The 15,921-nt window shown below is 35.1% G+C and carries 18 protein-coding genes; 11 read left to right on the top strand and 7 right to left on the bottom strand.

The genetic code is table 11. The features are described from left to right. Positions 1-6: 6 nt before the first annotated feature. Positions 7-1,080, bottom strand: coding sequence for a M42 family metallopeptidase (locus tag DS745_RS19890; RefSeq protein ID WP_129079954.1), 1,074 nt, complete (start codon positions 1,078-1,080; stop codon positions 7-9). Between the two features lie 229 nt (positions 1,081-1,309). Here DS745_RS19890 and DS745_RS19895 point away from each other — a divergent pair, with 229 nt between their 5' ends. From DS745_RS19895 to DS745_RS19910, 4 genes are all read left to right on the top strand, one after another. Continuing rightward, complete coding sequence (locus DS745_RS19895; protein ID WP_129079955.1) at positions 1,310-1,621, top strand: PepSY domain-containing protein; 312 nt, start codon at positions 1,310-1,312, stop codon at positions 1,619-1,621. Positions 1,622-1,713: 92 nt separating this feature from the next. Next, positions 1,714-2,301, top strand: a complete 588-nt coding sequence (locus DS745_RS19900) for a DUF421 domain-containing protein (RefSeq protein WP_129079956.1) — start codon at positions 1,714-1,716, stop codon at positions 2,299-2,301. A gap of 142 nt (positions 2,302-2,443) precedes the next feature. Then, on the top strand, positions 2,444-3,013 hold the full coding sequence (locus tag DS745_RS19905) for a sigma-70 family RNA polymerase sigma factor (protein WP_129079957.1): 570 nt from the start codon (positions 2,444-2,446) through the stop codon (positions 3,011-3,013). After that, positions 3,006-3,740, top strand: coding sequence for a hypothetical protein (locus tag DS745_RS19910; protein ID WP_129079958.1), 735 nt, complete (start codon positions 3,006-3,008; stop codon positions 3,738-3,740). Before DS745_RS19905 ends, DS745_RS19910 begins: the two co-directional genes overlap by 8 nt. A gap of 112 nt (positions 3,741-3,852) precedes the next feature. Here DS745_RS19910 and DS745_RS19915 read toward each other — a convergent pair whose 3' ends face one another. From DS745_RS19915 to DS745_RS19925, 3 genes are all read right to left on the bottom strand, one after another. After that, positions 3,853-4,236 (bottom strand): VOC family protein, encoded by a 384-nt coding sequence (locus DS745_RS19915; protein ID WP_129079959.1) that lies wholly within the window; start codon positions 4,234-4,236, stop codon positions 3,853-3,855. A gap of 94 nt (positions 4,237-4,330) precedes the next feature. Continuing rightward, on the bottom strand, positions 4,331-5,050 hold the full coding sequence (locus DS745_RS19920) for a YebC/PmpR family DNA-binding transcriptional regulator (protein WP_129079960.1): 720 nt from the start codon (positions 5,048-5,050) through the stop codon (positions 4,331-4,333). Between the two features lie 150 nt (positions 5,051-5,200). Then, complete coding sequence (locus DS745_RS19925; protein ID WP_129079961.1) at positions 5,201-5,644, bottom strand: GNAT family N-acetyltransferase; 444 nt, start codon at positions 5,642-5,644, stop codon at positions 5,201-5,203. A gap of 190 nt (positions 5,645-5,834) precedes the next feature. Here DS745_RS19925 and DS745_RS19930 point away from each other — a divergent pair, with 190 nt between their 5' ends. After that, positions 5,835-6,770 carry a polysaccharide deacetylase family protein gene (locus DS745_RS19930; RefSeq protein ID WP_129079962.1) on the top strand — a complete coding sequence of 312 codons (936 nt, stop codon included), beginning with the start codon at positions 5,835-5,837 and terminating at the stop codon, positions 6,768-6,770. Positions 6,771-6,806: 36 nt separating this feature from the next. On the opposite strand, the gene DS745_RS19935 is transcribed toward DS745_RS19930, so the two are convergent. Then, a complete protein-coding gene (locus DS745_RS19935) occupies positions 6,807-8,093 on the bottom strand; it encodes a sensor histidine kinase (protein ID WP_129079963.1) in 1,287 nt (428 codons plus the stop codon). Positions 8,094-8,712: 619 nt separating this feature from the next. On the opposite strand from DS745_RS19935, the gene DS745_RS19940 reads away from it, so the two are divergent. Further along, positions 8,713-9,369 carry a potassium channel family protein gene (locus DS745_RS19940; RefSeq protein WP_129079964.1) on the top strand — a complete coding sequence of 219 codons (657 nt, stop codon included), beginning with the start codon at positions 8,713-8,715 and terminating at the stop codon, positions 9,367-9,369. 190 nt (positions 9,370-9,559) lie between these two features. Further along, on the top strand, positions 9,560-9,820 hold the full coding sequence (locus DS745_RS19945; protein ID WP_129079965.1) for a DUF2621 family protein: 261 nt from the start codon (positions 9,560-9,562) through the stop codon (positions 9,818-9,820). Positions 9,821-10,046: 226 nt separating this feature from the next. Here DS745_RS19945 and DS745_RS19950 read toward each other — a convergent pair whose 3' ends face one another. Together DS745_RS19950 and DS745_RS19955 are read right to left on the bottom strand one after the other, a co-directional pair. Then, positions 10,047-10,604, bottom strand: coding sequence for a histidine phosphatase family protein (locus DS745_RS19950; protein WP_129079966.1), 558 nt, complete (start codon positions 10,602-10,604; stop codon positions 10,047-10,049). 6 nt (positions 10,605-10,610) lie between these two features. Then, a complete protein-coding gene (locus tag DS745_RS19955) occupies positions 10,611-11,102 on the bottom strand; it encodes an NUDIX hydrolase (protein WP_129079967.1) in 492 nt (163 codons plus the stop codon). A 179-nt stretch (positions 11,103-11,281) separates the two neighbouring features. Here DS745_RS19955 and DS745_RS19960 point away from each other — a divergent pair, with 179 nt between their 5' ends. The 4 genes from DS745_RS19960 (at position 11,282) to DS745_RS19975 (ending at position 15,910) form a co-directional block, all read left to right on the top strand. Further along, entirely contained in the window at positions 11,282-12,391 is a 1,110-nt protein-coding gene (locus DS745_RS19960) for a hypothetical protein (RefSeq protein WP_129079968.1), read from the top strand. 121 nt (positions 12,392-12,512) lie between these two features. Continuing rightward, the gene (locus DS745_RS19965; RefSeq protein ID WP_206662940.1) at positions 12,513-13,208 is read left to right on the top strand and encodes a response regulator transcription factor; all 696 of its coding nucleotides are present in this window, start codon (positions 12,513-12,515) and stop codon (positions 13,206-13,208) included. Continuing rightward, positions 13,205-14,707: a HAMP domain-containing sensor histidine kinase gene (locus tag DS745_RS19970; protein WP_129079969.1), complete on the top strand. Its 1,503-nt coding sequence runs from the start codon at positions 13,205-13,207 to the stop codon at positions 14,705-14,707. Before DS745_RS19965 ends, DS745_RS19970 begins: the two co-directional genes overlap by 4 nt. Before the next feature lie 57 nt (positions 14,708-14,764). Continuing rightward, positions 14,765-15,910, top strand: a complete 1,146-nt coding sequence (locus tag DS745_RS19975; RefSeq protein WP_129079970.1) for a TolB-like translocation protein — start codon at positions 14,765-14,767, stop codon at positions 15,908-15,910. Positions 15,911-15,921 lie beyond the last annotated feature (11 nt).

The following is a 15,921-nucleotide window of genomic DNA, read 5'->3' on the forward strand; positions in this document are numbered from 1 at the left end:
AATATTTTAACCATTGTTTCTAATAGTTTCAACAGTAGTTTTATCAGTTGTTCTTACAAGTTTCACTAACAGTTCTTTAGCTGCCGCGTAATCATCAACATGGATAATTGAGGCTGAAGTATGAATGTAACGAGAACAAATACCAATCACTGCTGACGGAACTCCATTTCCAGAAATGTGAACCTTCCCTGCATCTGTACCACCTTGGGAGATAAAATACTGGTAAGGAATGTTATTTGTCTCTGCTGTATCTAGAATAAATTCACGGATTCCTCGATGAGTAACCATTGTTCGATCATAGATACGAAGTAAAGCACCTTTTCCTAGATGTCCAAAAGAGTCTTTGTCTCCAGTTGCATCATTGGCTGGACTAGCATCTAGTGCATAAAAAATATCAGGCTCGATCATGTTAGCAGCTGTTTGAGCTCCTCTTAAACCTACTTCTTCTTGGACCGTAGCACCAGAGAATAAGATATTTGGGGTGTTTACATCTTTTAATTCTTTTAGTAACTCAATTGCAAGCCCACAACCGTAACGGTTATCCCATGCTTTTGCCAATATTTTCTTTTCATTCGCCATTGGTGTGAATGGACAAATTGGGACAATTTGCTGGCCTGGTTTAATTCCGATTTTCTCTGCATCCGCTTTGTCGTCAGCACCAATGTCAATAAACATATTTTTAATTTCCATTGGTTTACTACGTTTAGCTTCGTCTAATAAATGCGGCGGAATTGAACCAACTACCCCGATGACCGGACCATTGTCAGTCATAACTTGCATACGCTGTGCAAGTAATACTTGGCTCCACCAACCTCCTAGAGTTTGGAAACGAATGAGACCTTTATCTGAAATTGATGTTACCATGAATCCAACTTCATCCATATGACCTGCAACCATTACCTTAGGTCCGTTTTCGTCACCACGCTTGACTCCGAAGATACTTCCTAGACGATCTTGAATAATTTCATCACTATACTTTTCTAATTCGCTACGAACAAATTTACGAACCTGATGTTCAAACCCTGGAGCCCCTTGAAGTTCGGTTAACGTTTTAAACAGTTGTAATGTTTCTTGATTCATTTTATACTCCCTTCGGATACCGTAATATTATGTACAGTTCTATTTTAACGAAAGTTTCAGAACCTTTCCACCCATACCCCTCATTTTTTTGTTGATTTTGTTTTTATGGTAAAATTAGTTATACTAAGTTGTGTAGTTATTTTTAAAATTTACTTAGTTTTATTTATTATAAAGGAAAAATTAACTATAATAAATAAAGCGTTAACATTTAGAAAGAGGTGACATAATTATGAGCTTTAAGCGATTTTTATTAGGAGCAGGGATCGGTTTTGTTGTAGGTGCGGTCCTCAAAGATCAACTTACAAAGGAACTCATTTCACCTGAAAAAGCATTACGAGTTGTGAAGCAGAAACTAAATAAACAAGGCGTAGTCGAAGGATCTTGGATTCACATGATCCCAGAAAGTTATGAAAAAAATCTTTTAGATTATACGGTGTATCGTGGCGGTGTATCTTGTACGATTGAAGGAGATTTTTATCAATTTGATTTTATCGTTGATGGTCATACAGGTACCATTTTGGAGTTAACATCACAGGATTAGAGCTTGCAAATGCAAGCTCTTTTTTTTATATACATACAGATAGATTTATTGATAACAATACTAATAATACAATGTTTTTATGAGGTGGTTTTATGGAGTTAGATTTTATTTGGGAATCGATATTATTAGTTTTAGTAGGCTTTCTCTTTTTGAGGGTTTCTGGAAGAAAATCAATTGCACAGATGACTGTTACAACAACAGTTATCATGATTTCAATTGGTTCGATTATTGTTCAACCAATCATCGAGGATAGTGTAACGAAAACAATTATTTCAATTGGTATTTTTATTGGAGTTCTTATCATTGTTGAGTATTTGCAAGTTCATTTTAATGGCTTGGAAAAGTTATTTACAGGTAAAGCAAAAAGTGTTATTGAAAATGGCCAGATTAACTTAGAAAATTTACGTAAAATGCGTTTGACGATTGATAAGATAGAGATGCAACTACGACAAAACGGTGTTTCCAATATCTCAGATGTAAAAAACGCAACAATTGAAGCTAACGGACAGCTCGGCTATGAATTAATACCTGATGCAAGACCTTTAACTGTAAGGGAATTTAAGAAACTAATGGCGCATATGGTGCAACTTCAAAATCAAAGTCCAGATGTTGATGGTAATTTATTTTATGAGGTAATCAATAAAAAACATAAAATCCCTCATGACGAAAAATACAAGTAATAAAGGTCGGAGTCTAGCGCTCCCTTAATACTTGTATTTTTTTTTAAAGATTTGATAACAATTTTTAAACAATCAATTTGAAACCGATGTTTGGCGAGCGTCGTCTTATAATTAAAGGTAAATAAGAGAGGCGGGAACTTACTTGCAAGCGCATAAGGAAAATGTTAGTTGTGATCACAAGTTCAGTAGCATGGACAAGGATGATGCTATTGAGCAACTTATGACACAATACGGGGAAGAAATAAAACGTTTAATTTACACCTACACAAAGAATTGGGCCCAAGCTGATGACTTAACTCAAGATGTATTTGTTCAGATTTATATGAAGCTTGACCAATTTACAGGAAAATCAGCAATTCGTACTTGGATCTACTCGATTGCCATAAATAGATGTAAAGATTTTAAAAAAAGCTGGCATTTTAAAAACATGCAATTATTTGAAAAGGTTATCTCCTTTACAAAGGCGGACAATAGAACACCTGAGGTTGAAGCTATTCAAAAAGATGACGACAATTTTTTAATGGACAAAGTCATGTCACTACCAATTAAATACCGGGAAGTAATTCTCTTGTTTTATTATAAGGAGTTCTCTGTCGAAGAAATTTCAGTTGTTACAGGAATAAACCAAGGTACAGTTAAAACTAGACTAAAGCGTGCAAGAGAAAAACTACACACCCTTTACATGGGAACTAGAGGTGAGACGATTGAATAAAGATTTAAATCAACTAAAAGATCAATTTGATGAGTTTTTGTCAACAAAACAAGTTTTTACGGATGAAGATAAAATACGGATTCGTAGAAAAATAAGTCAAACTAAAAATAATCATCGTTATTCGAAAAGCTTAATTCCTAATTTACTAACTGCATGTCTACTATTGATCGGGGTTTTCTTTACTGGTAATCTCCTTATGGAAAATTTACATTTCTCACAACACGAGTCTAGTATGCCAGAAACCGCTCGATCTGGAGTCGAAACAAGGTTATATAAGACTGAGGATACTGCCTCCGATACCTATGGAAGCACTGAAAAGTCAGAGTCTATTTTTCTAACTGAAGACCTACTAGCTATCTTTACTCAATATGCAAACAGCAAAGACGAAGAAGTGCTACGTGGAATACGTCCACTAGATATTTTTAAATTCTATTATTATGCAGAATACCTAGAAGACTACGAAACACAATACTCTTTCTTTATTACAGACGAATATCTAAGAGCTTTCCCTACACTTGAAGATTTCGTGGAGGCCATTGAAAGTCAAAGTGATAGCGAGCGCCGCCAGTTTATTGAAGAAAAGATACTTCATGGTGAATTCCATGAAGTTATTAATAACGAAGATGGTTATGCCAGCATTTCAATCCTTTTAGAACCAGGATTAAGCTTTGGATTAACCTTAAATGAAAAAGGTATTTGGAAAGTGAATTGGTTACCTTTTCAATAGAGTAAAAAAGATGGGGTTCAAATAAAATGAACCACCATCTTTTTTGTAGTCTTTGATAATCCCCTTCACCAAGGAAATTTAGTACAAGTTGACCTCTAACCCTGCTAAAGATTTAAGGAGCTACTATCTCCACTTTAATTCGATCTGGGTCCTCAAAGAAAACAGCGTAGTAATCTTTACCACCAGCATAAGGATGTTTATCATCATAAAGGATTTTCTCACCCATTCCTCTAAGTTTCTTGGTAATCAGGTCCACATGCTCTTTTGATTTTCCATGAAACGCCAAATGATTTAAACCAACGCGACAACGATGATACTCAACATCCAAAAAACGTTCCTCAGTTTGAACAAAGACAATATAGGTGCCTTCATACTTCCAACTTTGTCCCTTCTCCCACTGTTGATAAACCTCATAACCTAGTTCTTCTAATAACCAACCCCAAAACCTTAGAGATTTGGGTAAATTTGAAACATAAATTTCAACATGATGAAGCATAGGTAACCTCCATTGTCCGTTTTCCTACAGTAACTTTTTTCAACTCATTCCCTTGAAAAAACAGACCTACTAGAGGTCTGCATTTATTAATTACTTATTCACCTAAATCAACATTATGGTACACTTGTTGAACATCCTCTAAATCCTCTAATGTATCAATGATCTTTTCAAACTTCACTTGTGCATCTTCAGGAAGTGTTACATCATTTTGCGCGATCATCGTAAGTTCTGCGACTGTAAATTCAGTAACTCCAGCCTCTTTAAATGCTTCCTGAACTGCATGAAATTGATCAGGCTCTGCATATACAATGACAGAATCTTCTTCTTCTAAAATATCACGAACATCTAAGTCTGCTTCCATTAAAAGCTCAAGCACCTCTTCTGAATTCTTACCTTCAATACCGAAAACCGCAGTAGCATCAAACATATAAGAAACAGAGCCATTTACACCCATATTCCCACCATTTTTACTAAAAGCAGCTCGTACTTCTGCAGCAGTACGATTAACGTTGTTTGTTAACGTGTCAACAATAATCATTGATCCGTTTGGTCCAAAACCTTCGTAACGTAATTCAGTATAAGTTTCATCTGAACTTCCTTTTGCCTTTTCTATCGCACGATCAATGATGTTTCTAGGTACACTATACGTCTTTGCACGTTCAAGAACAACCTTTAGAGCTTGGTTTGACTCTGGATTAGGTTCACCTTGCTTAGCAGCCACATAGATTAAGCGTCCAAACTTGGCGTATATACGAGAAGTGTTTGCATCTTTTGACGCTTTTTTTTCTTTAATATTGTTCCATTTACGACCCATTATGTCTCACTCTCTTTCAATTCAAATCAAGTATGGTTTAAGCAACTACTCATTGTAGTTACGGCATTTACTAAATTATTATACATCAAGTATAACCCGTTTTACGAGATTAATAATAAAAAACGTAGTAACTACTTAGGAGCCTAAGCCTTAAAGCTGATACATGGCAAGTTGTTCCCCCCAGGGAGCTAACTCAGTTTCAATAAACCCTGCTTTTTGATAAGCCTTTTTTGCTAATAAATTATTCGGATGGTACCCAATCATTATGAACGGAATGTTATCTATATTCTGTTTATGTATTTCCTCGATAATGAGTTGAATGGCTTGTCTCCCAATACCTTTCCCTTGATACTTCTGATCTATCATTAATCGATAAATCCAAAAATTATTATCATCAGGATCAATACCAAACATCGTGAAGCCTACCATCGTATCGGCTAGATAAACCGCCATAACCTGAAAAGTCTCTAAAAATTGAACTTCAGCAATAGAATACAGATTAGATGCAATATAAGATTTTTGCTCTTCTGCTACTGATAGCTGAATGGCGTCTTCCCAATTACTCCTGTCGATTACTACTAATGATATACCCATAAAAATTCCTCAACTTTCCATAATAGATCTTTCTTTTAAAATTATAGTGGCCTATGAAGAAAAAAGCTTTAGTTATTTCTCTTTATAAATTTATTTTTTTATACCTTAAAAGTAGTTATGGGACAAGCACTTACACTCATAAAGGTTAAGTAAGACTACTTTATCTCTTTGCAGTGGAAGGGGAATTTGTTTGAAATACTTAATACCTCTTATTCTATTAATGATCCATTTTTCGCTCATTACTTTTCAAGCATTGGATACATATGCTAGGGAACATAATGAAAAGAAAGAATATGTATTCGATAGAAATCCAGTTCAATTTAGTGAAACAATTGGCACGAAATACATGTTTAAAAAGGAGATTTCTTCTGAGAAGAGTATCCGCTTTGTTACAAAAGAAATTGAAGGCATCGTCATAAATGAGCCTCCAGTAGTGAAACGATCCTTTTTCGCTGGGCCTACTTACTTTGGTAATGTAAGTGATGAGAAGATTGCTTTCCTTACATTTGATGACGGACCCTCAAAAAATACAGAAATAATTCTAGACTTATTGAAAATTGAAGGAATTAAGGCTACTTTTTTTGTTAATGGCAAACGTGGCGATTATGAAAAGTCTCTATATAAAAGAATTGTAGACGAAGGTCATGCTATTGGGAATCACACCTATTCACATGATTACAGTATCATCTACAAATCAAAAGAAGCCTTTTTAGAAGACTTCAGAAAACTAGAAAGTCTCTTGATTGAGACCATTGGTTTTGCACCAAAATTAATGAGATTTCCAGGTGGATCTAACAACTCAATTAGTCAACGCTATGGTGGAAAAGATATTATGAACGAAATTGTAGGAATGATGACAGAATTAGGTTATCTTCATACGGACTGGAATGTCGATTCTCAAGATTCACTTTCTAATAATAGGTCAAAAAAGGAAATTATTGAACAAGTGGTAGATAGTACAAACGGAAAAAATGAATTGGTGATTTTATTCCATGATAGCAAACCAAAAACTACCACGCCAGAAGCATTAGTAGAGATTATCGAGGACCTAAGAAATCAAAATTTTCGCTTTGAAATTATGGATGAAAACTCTTTTTTTACACAGTTCCTTTCAGCAAAAAAGTAATAAAGGATAAGAATTGTTCCTCTTATCCTCTTACTCTTATTCTTCTGTAGTTGCCGCTATTTGCTCGTTAACAATAGAAACGCGAGGAAGAGAAATTTCAAAGTTGGTTCCTACGTTTATTTTACTATGTATTTGGATTTTCCCGTTCATAAGTTCAATAATCTTGATAGCCGCCATCATACCAAGACCTGTCCCATCTCTTCCCTTTGTAGTGAAATAAGGCTCACCAAGTCTTGATAATTGCTCTTCAGTCATACCTGTTCCGCTATCAACAATCTCAATTAGTAGTTGATCATGCTTTTCTTCTGTACGAACATGTAGGACTCCGCTATTAGGCATTGCTTCTATACAATTCTTAGTAATATTTAATAAACACTGTTGAAGAAGTTGAGATTCTCCTTTCACATAGGATTGGTGAATATTGGTTGCAATTTCCACACAATTCATATTAGCTAACGGTTTAATAATTTCAATGGCTCGTTCAAGCTCTTGTTTAATATTAAGAATTTCAACATTTTCTGGTGAGGGCTTAGCAAATGTTAAGTAATTTCTAATAATATCATTTGCTCTATCAATTTCATCAATTGAGATCTTCAGAAATTCTTTTCTTTTTTCAATAGGTAAGTCTGTCTCTTGCATCATTTGAAGAAATCCTCTAACTACTGCAAGGGGATTTCTTACTTCGTGGGATATTGAGGAAGCTAAATGACTCACTACCTCCATTTTTTCGGCTTTGATAATTCTTTTGTTAATAAAGGTAGTTTCTCGTGCCACTTCCATTATGTAAATTAAGCTTACAATTGAACACAACTGTAAAATAAAATGTGCCACATCTGCAGAGTTGATCACTGGTAGATTAAATAAAAACATTGTATTTAGGATTACTACACTACTGGTAATGATGGAAAAACAAGCTCCCATCGTAACCTTTTTCTTTTTTGAGGCGAAGAAGAATTTTTGTCTAAATAGGACGGTTAAAAACAATATCGTAGTTGAAACAATGAGCGTTGAGTATACACCTAGACCACCAAAAATACCCCGGTAACCAACAGTAATGACCCATAAAATAACACTTGCAGGCAACCCACCATATAAACTGCCAATGATTTGCGCAACAAAACGTAAATCGTAAAAGAAACCATCGCTATAATCGATGGGGAACGTAATACATGTCATAATTGCTAAACTAGAAGATACGATAAAGATTTTCTTTTTATAATGACGAGTAGCTGACTTTCTGTTTCTCAACATTACTAATGGAACAAATAATAGAAAAAAAACTAAAACTAGCACATTTAATAGCAATCCTTCAACATCATACATGTTTATCTCACCCCTTACCAACCCGATGTTAGTCTTGCTCTTTTAGAATAGTCCAAATAGTATAAAAATGGAAGAGTCTTTCGGTCATTTTTCCATAGATTTGTACATAATTTTTCTCATGACAGACCAGTTTCCGTTTAGCTATTTTAGAATATTCGGATAAAAAGTATTATTTAAAAAGACATTGACTTTTACCTGTTTCAGGAGTAAATTTACATTGCAAAATCAAAAAAGCTAAGTTACTTATTGAGCGGGGAAACATTTTTTCCAACTCGCACATAGGGCAAAGGTTACTCTTTAGTCCCTAATCCGGAAGCTATCTCGTAAGCATTTAAAAGAGTAAGATCTAAGAGATAGGTAATGATCATTCTTTGTAATGATCTTTTTTATTGGCTGTTTTCGCAAAGTTTGTTGCTTTCGTAAAAATCCCAAAAGCCGGATTTTTACACAAAATACTAAGAATTCACAACTAATTTAGTAAGTATTGCTCTTTTCTTACAAAATTTATTGGCTGATATCCTCATCTAGGGTATTTTTCCCGATTATTTTAGGGTAAAATGCAACAATGTTTACGAAAAGAGCCTTTTTATTTGATAATTAATTAAAGGGGTCTTACAACATGAAAAAGCAATTTGCCGTTATCGGCTTAGGTCGTTTCGGCGGCAGCGTTTGCAGAGAGCTATATCAAATGGGGCATGAGGTTTTAGCAATAGATACGAACGAAGATAGAGTTAACAACTTTTCCCGGTATTCCACGCATGCAGTTGTTGCTAATGCCACTGACGAAAACGCGTTACAATCACTAGGAATACGTAACTTTGAGCATGTCATTGTCGCTATCGGTGATAATATCCAAGCGAGTATCCTTTGTACACTTTTACTTAAAGAACTAAATGTAAAACAAGTTTGGGTGAAAGCTCAAAACCAATACCACCACAAGGTTGTCGAAAAAATTGGTGCTGATCGCATTATTCATCCAGAACATGATATGGGAGTTCGAATTGCCCATTATTTAGTCTCGGAAAAAATCATTGATTATATTGAATTATCTCCAGAATTCAGTATTGTAGAACTCATCGCAAGCCGAAAAGTATCCTACCAAACGATTGCAAAGTTAGATATTCGTGCAAAATATGGATGTACAATTCTCGGTATTAAACGCGGAGAAGAAGTTATCATCTCACCACCACCTACTCACGAAATTTTTGAAAATGATATTTTAATAGTTATCGGTCATAATAATGACCTAAAAAGATTTGAAGATGAGGGACTATAGACAATAAAAAGATAGATAAAGGCTATTAGCAATTGTCTATCTTTTTTAGTCTCAGTACATGTATAAAATTGGTGTTATTTAACAAAACTTATTTTAGTGATATAAGACCTCATTGCAATAATGATGTTAGAAGTATATGATTTTCTACATACGATTTAGTTTTTTACATAAATGAAAGGGATTGATTTGAATGGAATGGAATACAGAAGCAAAAGAATTGTTGGAGGAGCTATTAAAACCTATTCCCATTTTTGCTCGACCTATGGCACGAAAAGGAATCGAAAAGAAGATTATTGCCGTAGCTGAAGGTGACACCATCACAAAAGATGATGTTATTAAAGGGTATATTACTGCTTCACCAGGAGCAATGCAGGATCGCGCAGTTAAGCTACTGAAAGCCAAAAAAATTGACTTAACGCCTTACGAAGAATTACTAGCAGAAACAAAATAAGGACAAGCCCTTCCAATCGGACAGAGGTTCCGTTATTTTTTCAAAAAAGGCTCTTTTTTGAATTTGGAGGACATACCTTCCCTATTTAAGTAAAATCGTGAAAAAACAGCGATTTTTAGCAGAATAGCGGAACGTGTGTCCTCTTATTTTTGAAAAGTGCGTTTTTTGCCAAAATAACGGAACGTACGTCCGCAAGAATGAAGTCCATGTCCAGAAAACAAATTTTCTACCAATAAGCCTGCATTTTATCGCCACATAATCGTTGAATTTCTACCTCCCCTTCCCTTACTAAGAAAACGTCGGGATTGCTTAAAGCTTTCCATTCATCAAAGCCAAAAGTTTCATCAATATGATGTAAAAACAAGCTTAATAGATTTCCATGTGTAACAATAATGGTGTTTTCCTCTTCACTAAGAAAAATATCTTCAACAACACTTACTATACGTTTAATCGCATCACGGCTAGACTCTCCACCTGGAAATGTAAGATCTAGATCGCTAAAAGTTTCCATTAGCTTACTCTGCCAGTCCACCAAATTCTCTGAACTTAAAATTCTCTCAGCTAATCTATCGTCCATTTCAATCTGAATGTCACGTATTGCTGCCAATGGTTGAATCGTTTGTAGAGCTCTTTGAAACGGACTTGAAATGATACGATCTACCCGCATATCCTTAAAAAACTGAGCCAGTTCCTCTGCTTGAATTTCACCTTCTTTCGTGAGTTTTGCTTCGGAAGCCTGCCCCTCTGCTGCACAATGTCTTATTAAGTAAATCTTTTTCCCCATAGCTTTTCACCCTTTACTCTTTACTTCCCACTGCTCAAAGCGATGGACATCCATACCTAATTTTCTAGTTTCAAACCATTCAATTGCTTTTAGTACTAACGGTGAAGCATTCTCAGCTGTTATCTCATCAATCGGAAACCAGAGGGCTCCATTTGAATCTTGTCCCTCAAATTGTTCAGGGTCATTAAATCCACCACGGGTTAATTGGACTAAATAAAAAACAGCGATATGGTGAACGTGGGTAATCTTTCGCCATTTCCAAGGTAAAATAAAGTCTGCAACACCTAGATTTTTTTTCACCTTAACATAAAATCCAGTTTCCTCAAAGAACTCACGGTGCATTCCTTCAAGTAAACTCTCTCCATCCTCTAATTTGCCACCAGGTAGGTCATAACGGTTAATATATGGTCCAATGTTCTTTTTAATCACCAACAGCTTTCGATTTTGAAGGCATATTCCATACACTCCGAATGCTCGATGATAGCTCTCAACTGTCATAAAATCGCCTCCTTTAGTTAGTTCAATCATATCAACATTTTCCAAAATATGTACAGTAAATTACATTAGGTATTTTCTATTAAAAAATATTTTTCTTGCCTTGTAACAAATCTCATGCCGAAGCGACTAACTCTTTGAAATTAACTTTTTATATCATCACTCAAAAGGGAGCATGTACTATGAAAAAACAAATCGTAAAACAAGTAATGATCGTTGCGTCTGTTTTCACAATCGGTTTTACTTCTTTCACTTCTACGTATGCAACAACTCTAACTAATCCAAATGAAACTAAACCTGAGTATCTCATTCAAGTAGAGGAGAAGGTAACTGGCACTGTTGAATTTATTTATGGAAAAGAATTGCAACTCTTAGATACGAATGGAAAACGATATCATGTTATTTTAAGCCATTATACAAAACAAGAAATTGAGGCAATGAATATTAAAGAAGGTTCATCAATTACGATTGAAGGAACGTTTATCTCTTTTGAGGACCTACAAGATTTTTCTTATTATAAAATTCATTTGCCTGAGGAATTAACAAATGACGATTTCAAAAAAGTCGAAACTTTATATAATCTAACTATAGAGCTTGACAAGCAAAAAAAATGGGATGAGTCCATGTATGTCTGGGAAAGTATTCATCAAATTCTTGAGCCTTATTATATTGCTGCCTGGGTTCCAGAAACTTTCGTTGACTACTTTAGCCACTATGGATTAAAGGTAGATGAAAACGATTTAACGAGACTTGAGGCTATTTATAATGAGCATGTTTCTCTTCGAAAAAGTGGCCAGGTAGCTTTGTCGGATGAAAAAATGGTCGAGTTCCACAACATTTTAAATAAGTACTACGGAGATACAACTTATACTACACCTAGTTTTCTAGAATATATGCAAGGAATCGAGTTTGAAATTGAGTCACAGGACCTTTTACGCTTAGAGACATTTTACAATGAAGCAAATTCAGCCGAAGCAAATGGTGAATGGGAACTAGCAAGTGAAAAGTGGGTTAATTTTCATGAAGTCCTAAAACCATATTACTTAGCAAACTTTCAAGCACCTAGTTTTGAGGAGTTTTTAAGTTTTCAAGAATTTACCTTAACCGAAGAAGATAAGCTAGCCATTAAACCATTATATGAGCAAGTAGTAGAGTTTGATAAAAAGGGTGATTGGGAGTCTTCAGTGACGATTTGGGACCAAATTCATCTAGGATTACAACCATACTACGAAGCTATGCGCCCTATCTATATGAACGCATCACAAATACTAATTGATGGAAAATCCTACTAATAGATTGAGGGTTGTTGTTCGTTTGAACAATAACCTTTTTCATGTTTTTACAATTCGTTCATAACTTGGCAACAACTTGGTAGTACAATAGATATATAAACTGAATTTCAGGGGAGAACGTATGATTACAAAGAAAATTGTTGTTATTGAAGATGAAGAGTCTATTTCAGATATCATTAGCTATTCGTTACGAAAAGAAGGGTATTTTGTGCAGTGTGCTTTCTCTGGTAAAGAAGCATTTGCTTTAATTGAAAACTCACAACCGGACTTGCTAATACTAGATGTGATGCTTCCGGATATGAGCGGTTTTGATATCTGTAAAGCCGTTGTTCAACAACACCAACATATTCCGATTATTATGCTGACTGCTAGAAATGATATTGTTGATAAAATTTTAGGACTTGAGCTTGGGGCAGATGATTATATGACAAAACCTTTCGATATTCGAGAACTTCTTACTAGAGTGAAAGTTGCTCTCCGCCGAACTGAAGGGTTAGTATCAAAAGAACACTATCTAACAATTAACCAGTTCATTAAGGTTGAACCAAAGTCAAGAACTGTGTTAAAGGCAGATCAAGAAGTAAAAATAAAGCCAAAAGAGTACGAGCTTCTTCTTTTACTTGCTGAACATAAAAACCGCGTGTTTTCGAGGCAAGAAATACTAGATTATGTTTGGGACATGGACTACGAAGGTGATCTTAGAACAGTCGACGTTCATGTTCAACGTTTGCGTAAAAAATTAGACATTGACTCGCACCCTTCTATTATTGAAACTGTATTCGGAATAGGGTATAAAATGAAAGGCGAAAAACGATGAAGCTGAAATTATCCATCCGAAAAAAATTTTTATATGGATTTCTATTGATCTTTACTATTGCCTTACTTCTATTAAATGCGGTCATTAGTAACATGCTCTACAAAAATAGTGAGACGATTATAAAGAATGACATGGTAAGCTTTCAGAAGTATTCAAGAGAATATGTAAAACAGTATTTACTTTTAAAAAATCTAACAGAAAATAGTGTTTTTCAGAAAGATGGTGAGCGGTTAGTACAAGAATTAAGTTCTAATCTAATAGGCAACATCTCCCTCTATAACGAAGAAGGCTTATTTTTGTACGAAGCCGTTGGCGATCGAAATGAGTACATCATTACTAATACCAACCCGAGTAAAATTATCGAGAATAGTTCCAATGAGGACGTAAATCTCGCGTTGCAAAACAAAGCTGCTTTTACAATTAATCTCATCGACAAACGAACTTGGGTAAACTTTTCTTTTCCAGTCTTTATTAATGGTAAGTCGCTTGGAATTATCCGGCTGTCTAAAGACTATTCAGCCCTTTTTGAAGCCAACCAGAGAGTGTTAACAAGCTTGACCGTATTCACATTATTTTTATTTATAGCGATCTTTGTTTTTTCATACATACTCTCTAATAAAATCGTTCGACCGCTTTCCGATGTGCAAAAGGCATTTACAGACGTAGCTAATGGGAATTATGAAACAAAGCTTGTGGTAGAAACAGGCGACGAAATTGAGGAACTAACAAATTGCTTCCACGAAATGAAGACACAAATTAAAGAGAATATCACAACGATTGAGACTGAAAAGTTAAAGGTTATTCAATTAGAGAAAAGTCGGCGTGAATTCTTTAATAATGTTACTCATGAATTAAAAACACCACTGACAACGATTTCTGGCTATGCTCAGATCCTATCCGATAAAGACTTTAATGACCCACAGTTTCTAGCTAAAGCCGCAGGAAGAATTAAAACGGAGAGTGATCGCCTACATCAAATGGTTATTGAAGTGATTGAACTATCAAAGCGTGATCACCAAGAGATAAAAAAAGTAGATTTAACCCACATTATTAAACAATCGGTTGAGGATCTGCAGGTAAAGGCTACAAAATATGAAATGAAAATCACTTCTAACGTAGAGACACATCTACTAGTAGCTGGAAGGGAAAATAAATTACGTGAGTTGCTCCTTAATTTGTTAGATAATGCGATCAAGTATGGAGATAAACACTCTGTCATTCACATAGTCGGCATAGGAAATTCTGAAGAAATTGTGTTACACATCACAAATCACTGCCAGTATCTCTCTAAGCAAGTCTTAGAAAAAGTGTTTGAACCATTTTATCAGGGCAGTAAAACGAATAGAGTCGAAAAAGGCAGCAGCGGACTTGGACTTTTTATCTGCAAACAGATTGTCGAAAATCACTCTGGAACAATCACAGTTCAAGGAGAAAATAATCTAGTCACTTTTTCTGTCAAACTTCCGATTTGGCAACAACTTGGCAATATCTACGAATAACTTGGCAATATGAATTGGTTAAACTCAAGTTGTAAATCAAATTTAGGAGGTATGAGTATGAAGATAGTAACAGGTATTTTAGGAATAACAATTGCACTATCAACATTGTCAGGGTGTCAGCTAATGGACAGAGTAAACAGTGAAGGGAAAACAGTCATAGTTTACGACAACGTTGCTTCACAGAGTACGATGGCAGATGCAGAAGTTGCAGTCTCTCAAGCTGTGCAGGTTGCATTAAGGGAAAAGGTAACATACGGTGAGTTACTAAAAATCACCAAAGATGAGCTACTAATTACAAAAGAAAATTGGTTATACCAATCCAACCTTAGCAATGAAAAAACGAGTAAAATAACAGATTTACAGGCAAAGCAACTTTCCAAAGATGGAACGAAAGTATTAAGTGTTATGAATAACGAGGCAATTGTTTACAATTTCAAGACGGAAGAATCTGTAAGAATAGCAACTAGTACTAACGCTGTAGGAGATATTACTTTTGCCGATCCCAGTGGAAAATACATTACTTATTATGATTTCAACACTTCTCATTATGTTTTTGTAGATACTGAGACACAAGAAAAAACAACTCTAAATTACAAGGAATTATTTAATCTGGAAAATAGTTCGTTCGGTTCGCCAAAAATGTATGATGGGGCTCTTTACTTTTCCTTTTACAATCAAAAGGAAGGTAATGCTATCTATCGATTGTCGCTAGATAGTAAAAAAGATTTGGTCCTTAGTTTTCCACATGAGCAAGATAGCATTTGGCAGTTCGAGTTATTAAACGAAGATATACTCATTTTTAACGGGGTTTATAATAATGAACCTGGAATATTCCTATACGATATCGCTAACGAAGAAGTAAATAAAGTGGTTTCTGGTGGTAGGGATTCTGAAGGTACTTGGACGCCTTCTTACAGTGTATCTCCTGATGGTACTAAGTTGCTATTTGATACGATTGTTTATGAAAACGATGAGCACTTAAACAATGTCTATATTGCAACGCTTGAAGGAAATCAACTGTTAAGAAGCATACGTATAATGGAAAAGGTTGAAACGCCAGCAGTTATCCAAGTCTTAGCTCACTGGGATGAGGACTCTAATGCATTCTATATCCCAATGTCAACGAACAATCAACCAGGGTATTCCGATAAGGAAATTGATTTTATCTCAATTTATGAAATTGATAAGATAAAGGTAGAATAATAGTAAGAAAT

The sequence above is a fragment of the Anaerobacillus alkaliphilus genome, from assembly GCF_004116265.1.
Lineage (GTDB): Bacteria > Bacillota > Bacilli > Bacillales > Anaerobacillaceae > Anaerobacillus > Anaerobacillus alkaliphilus.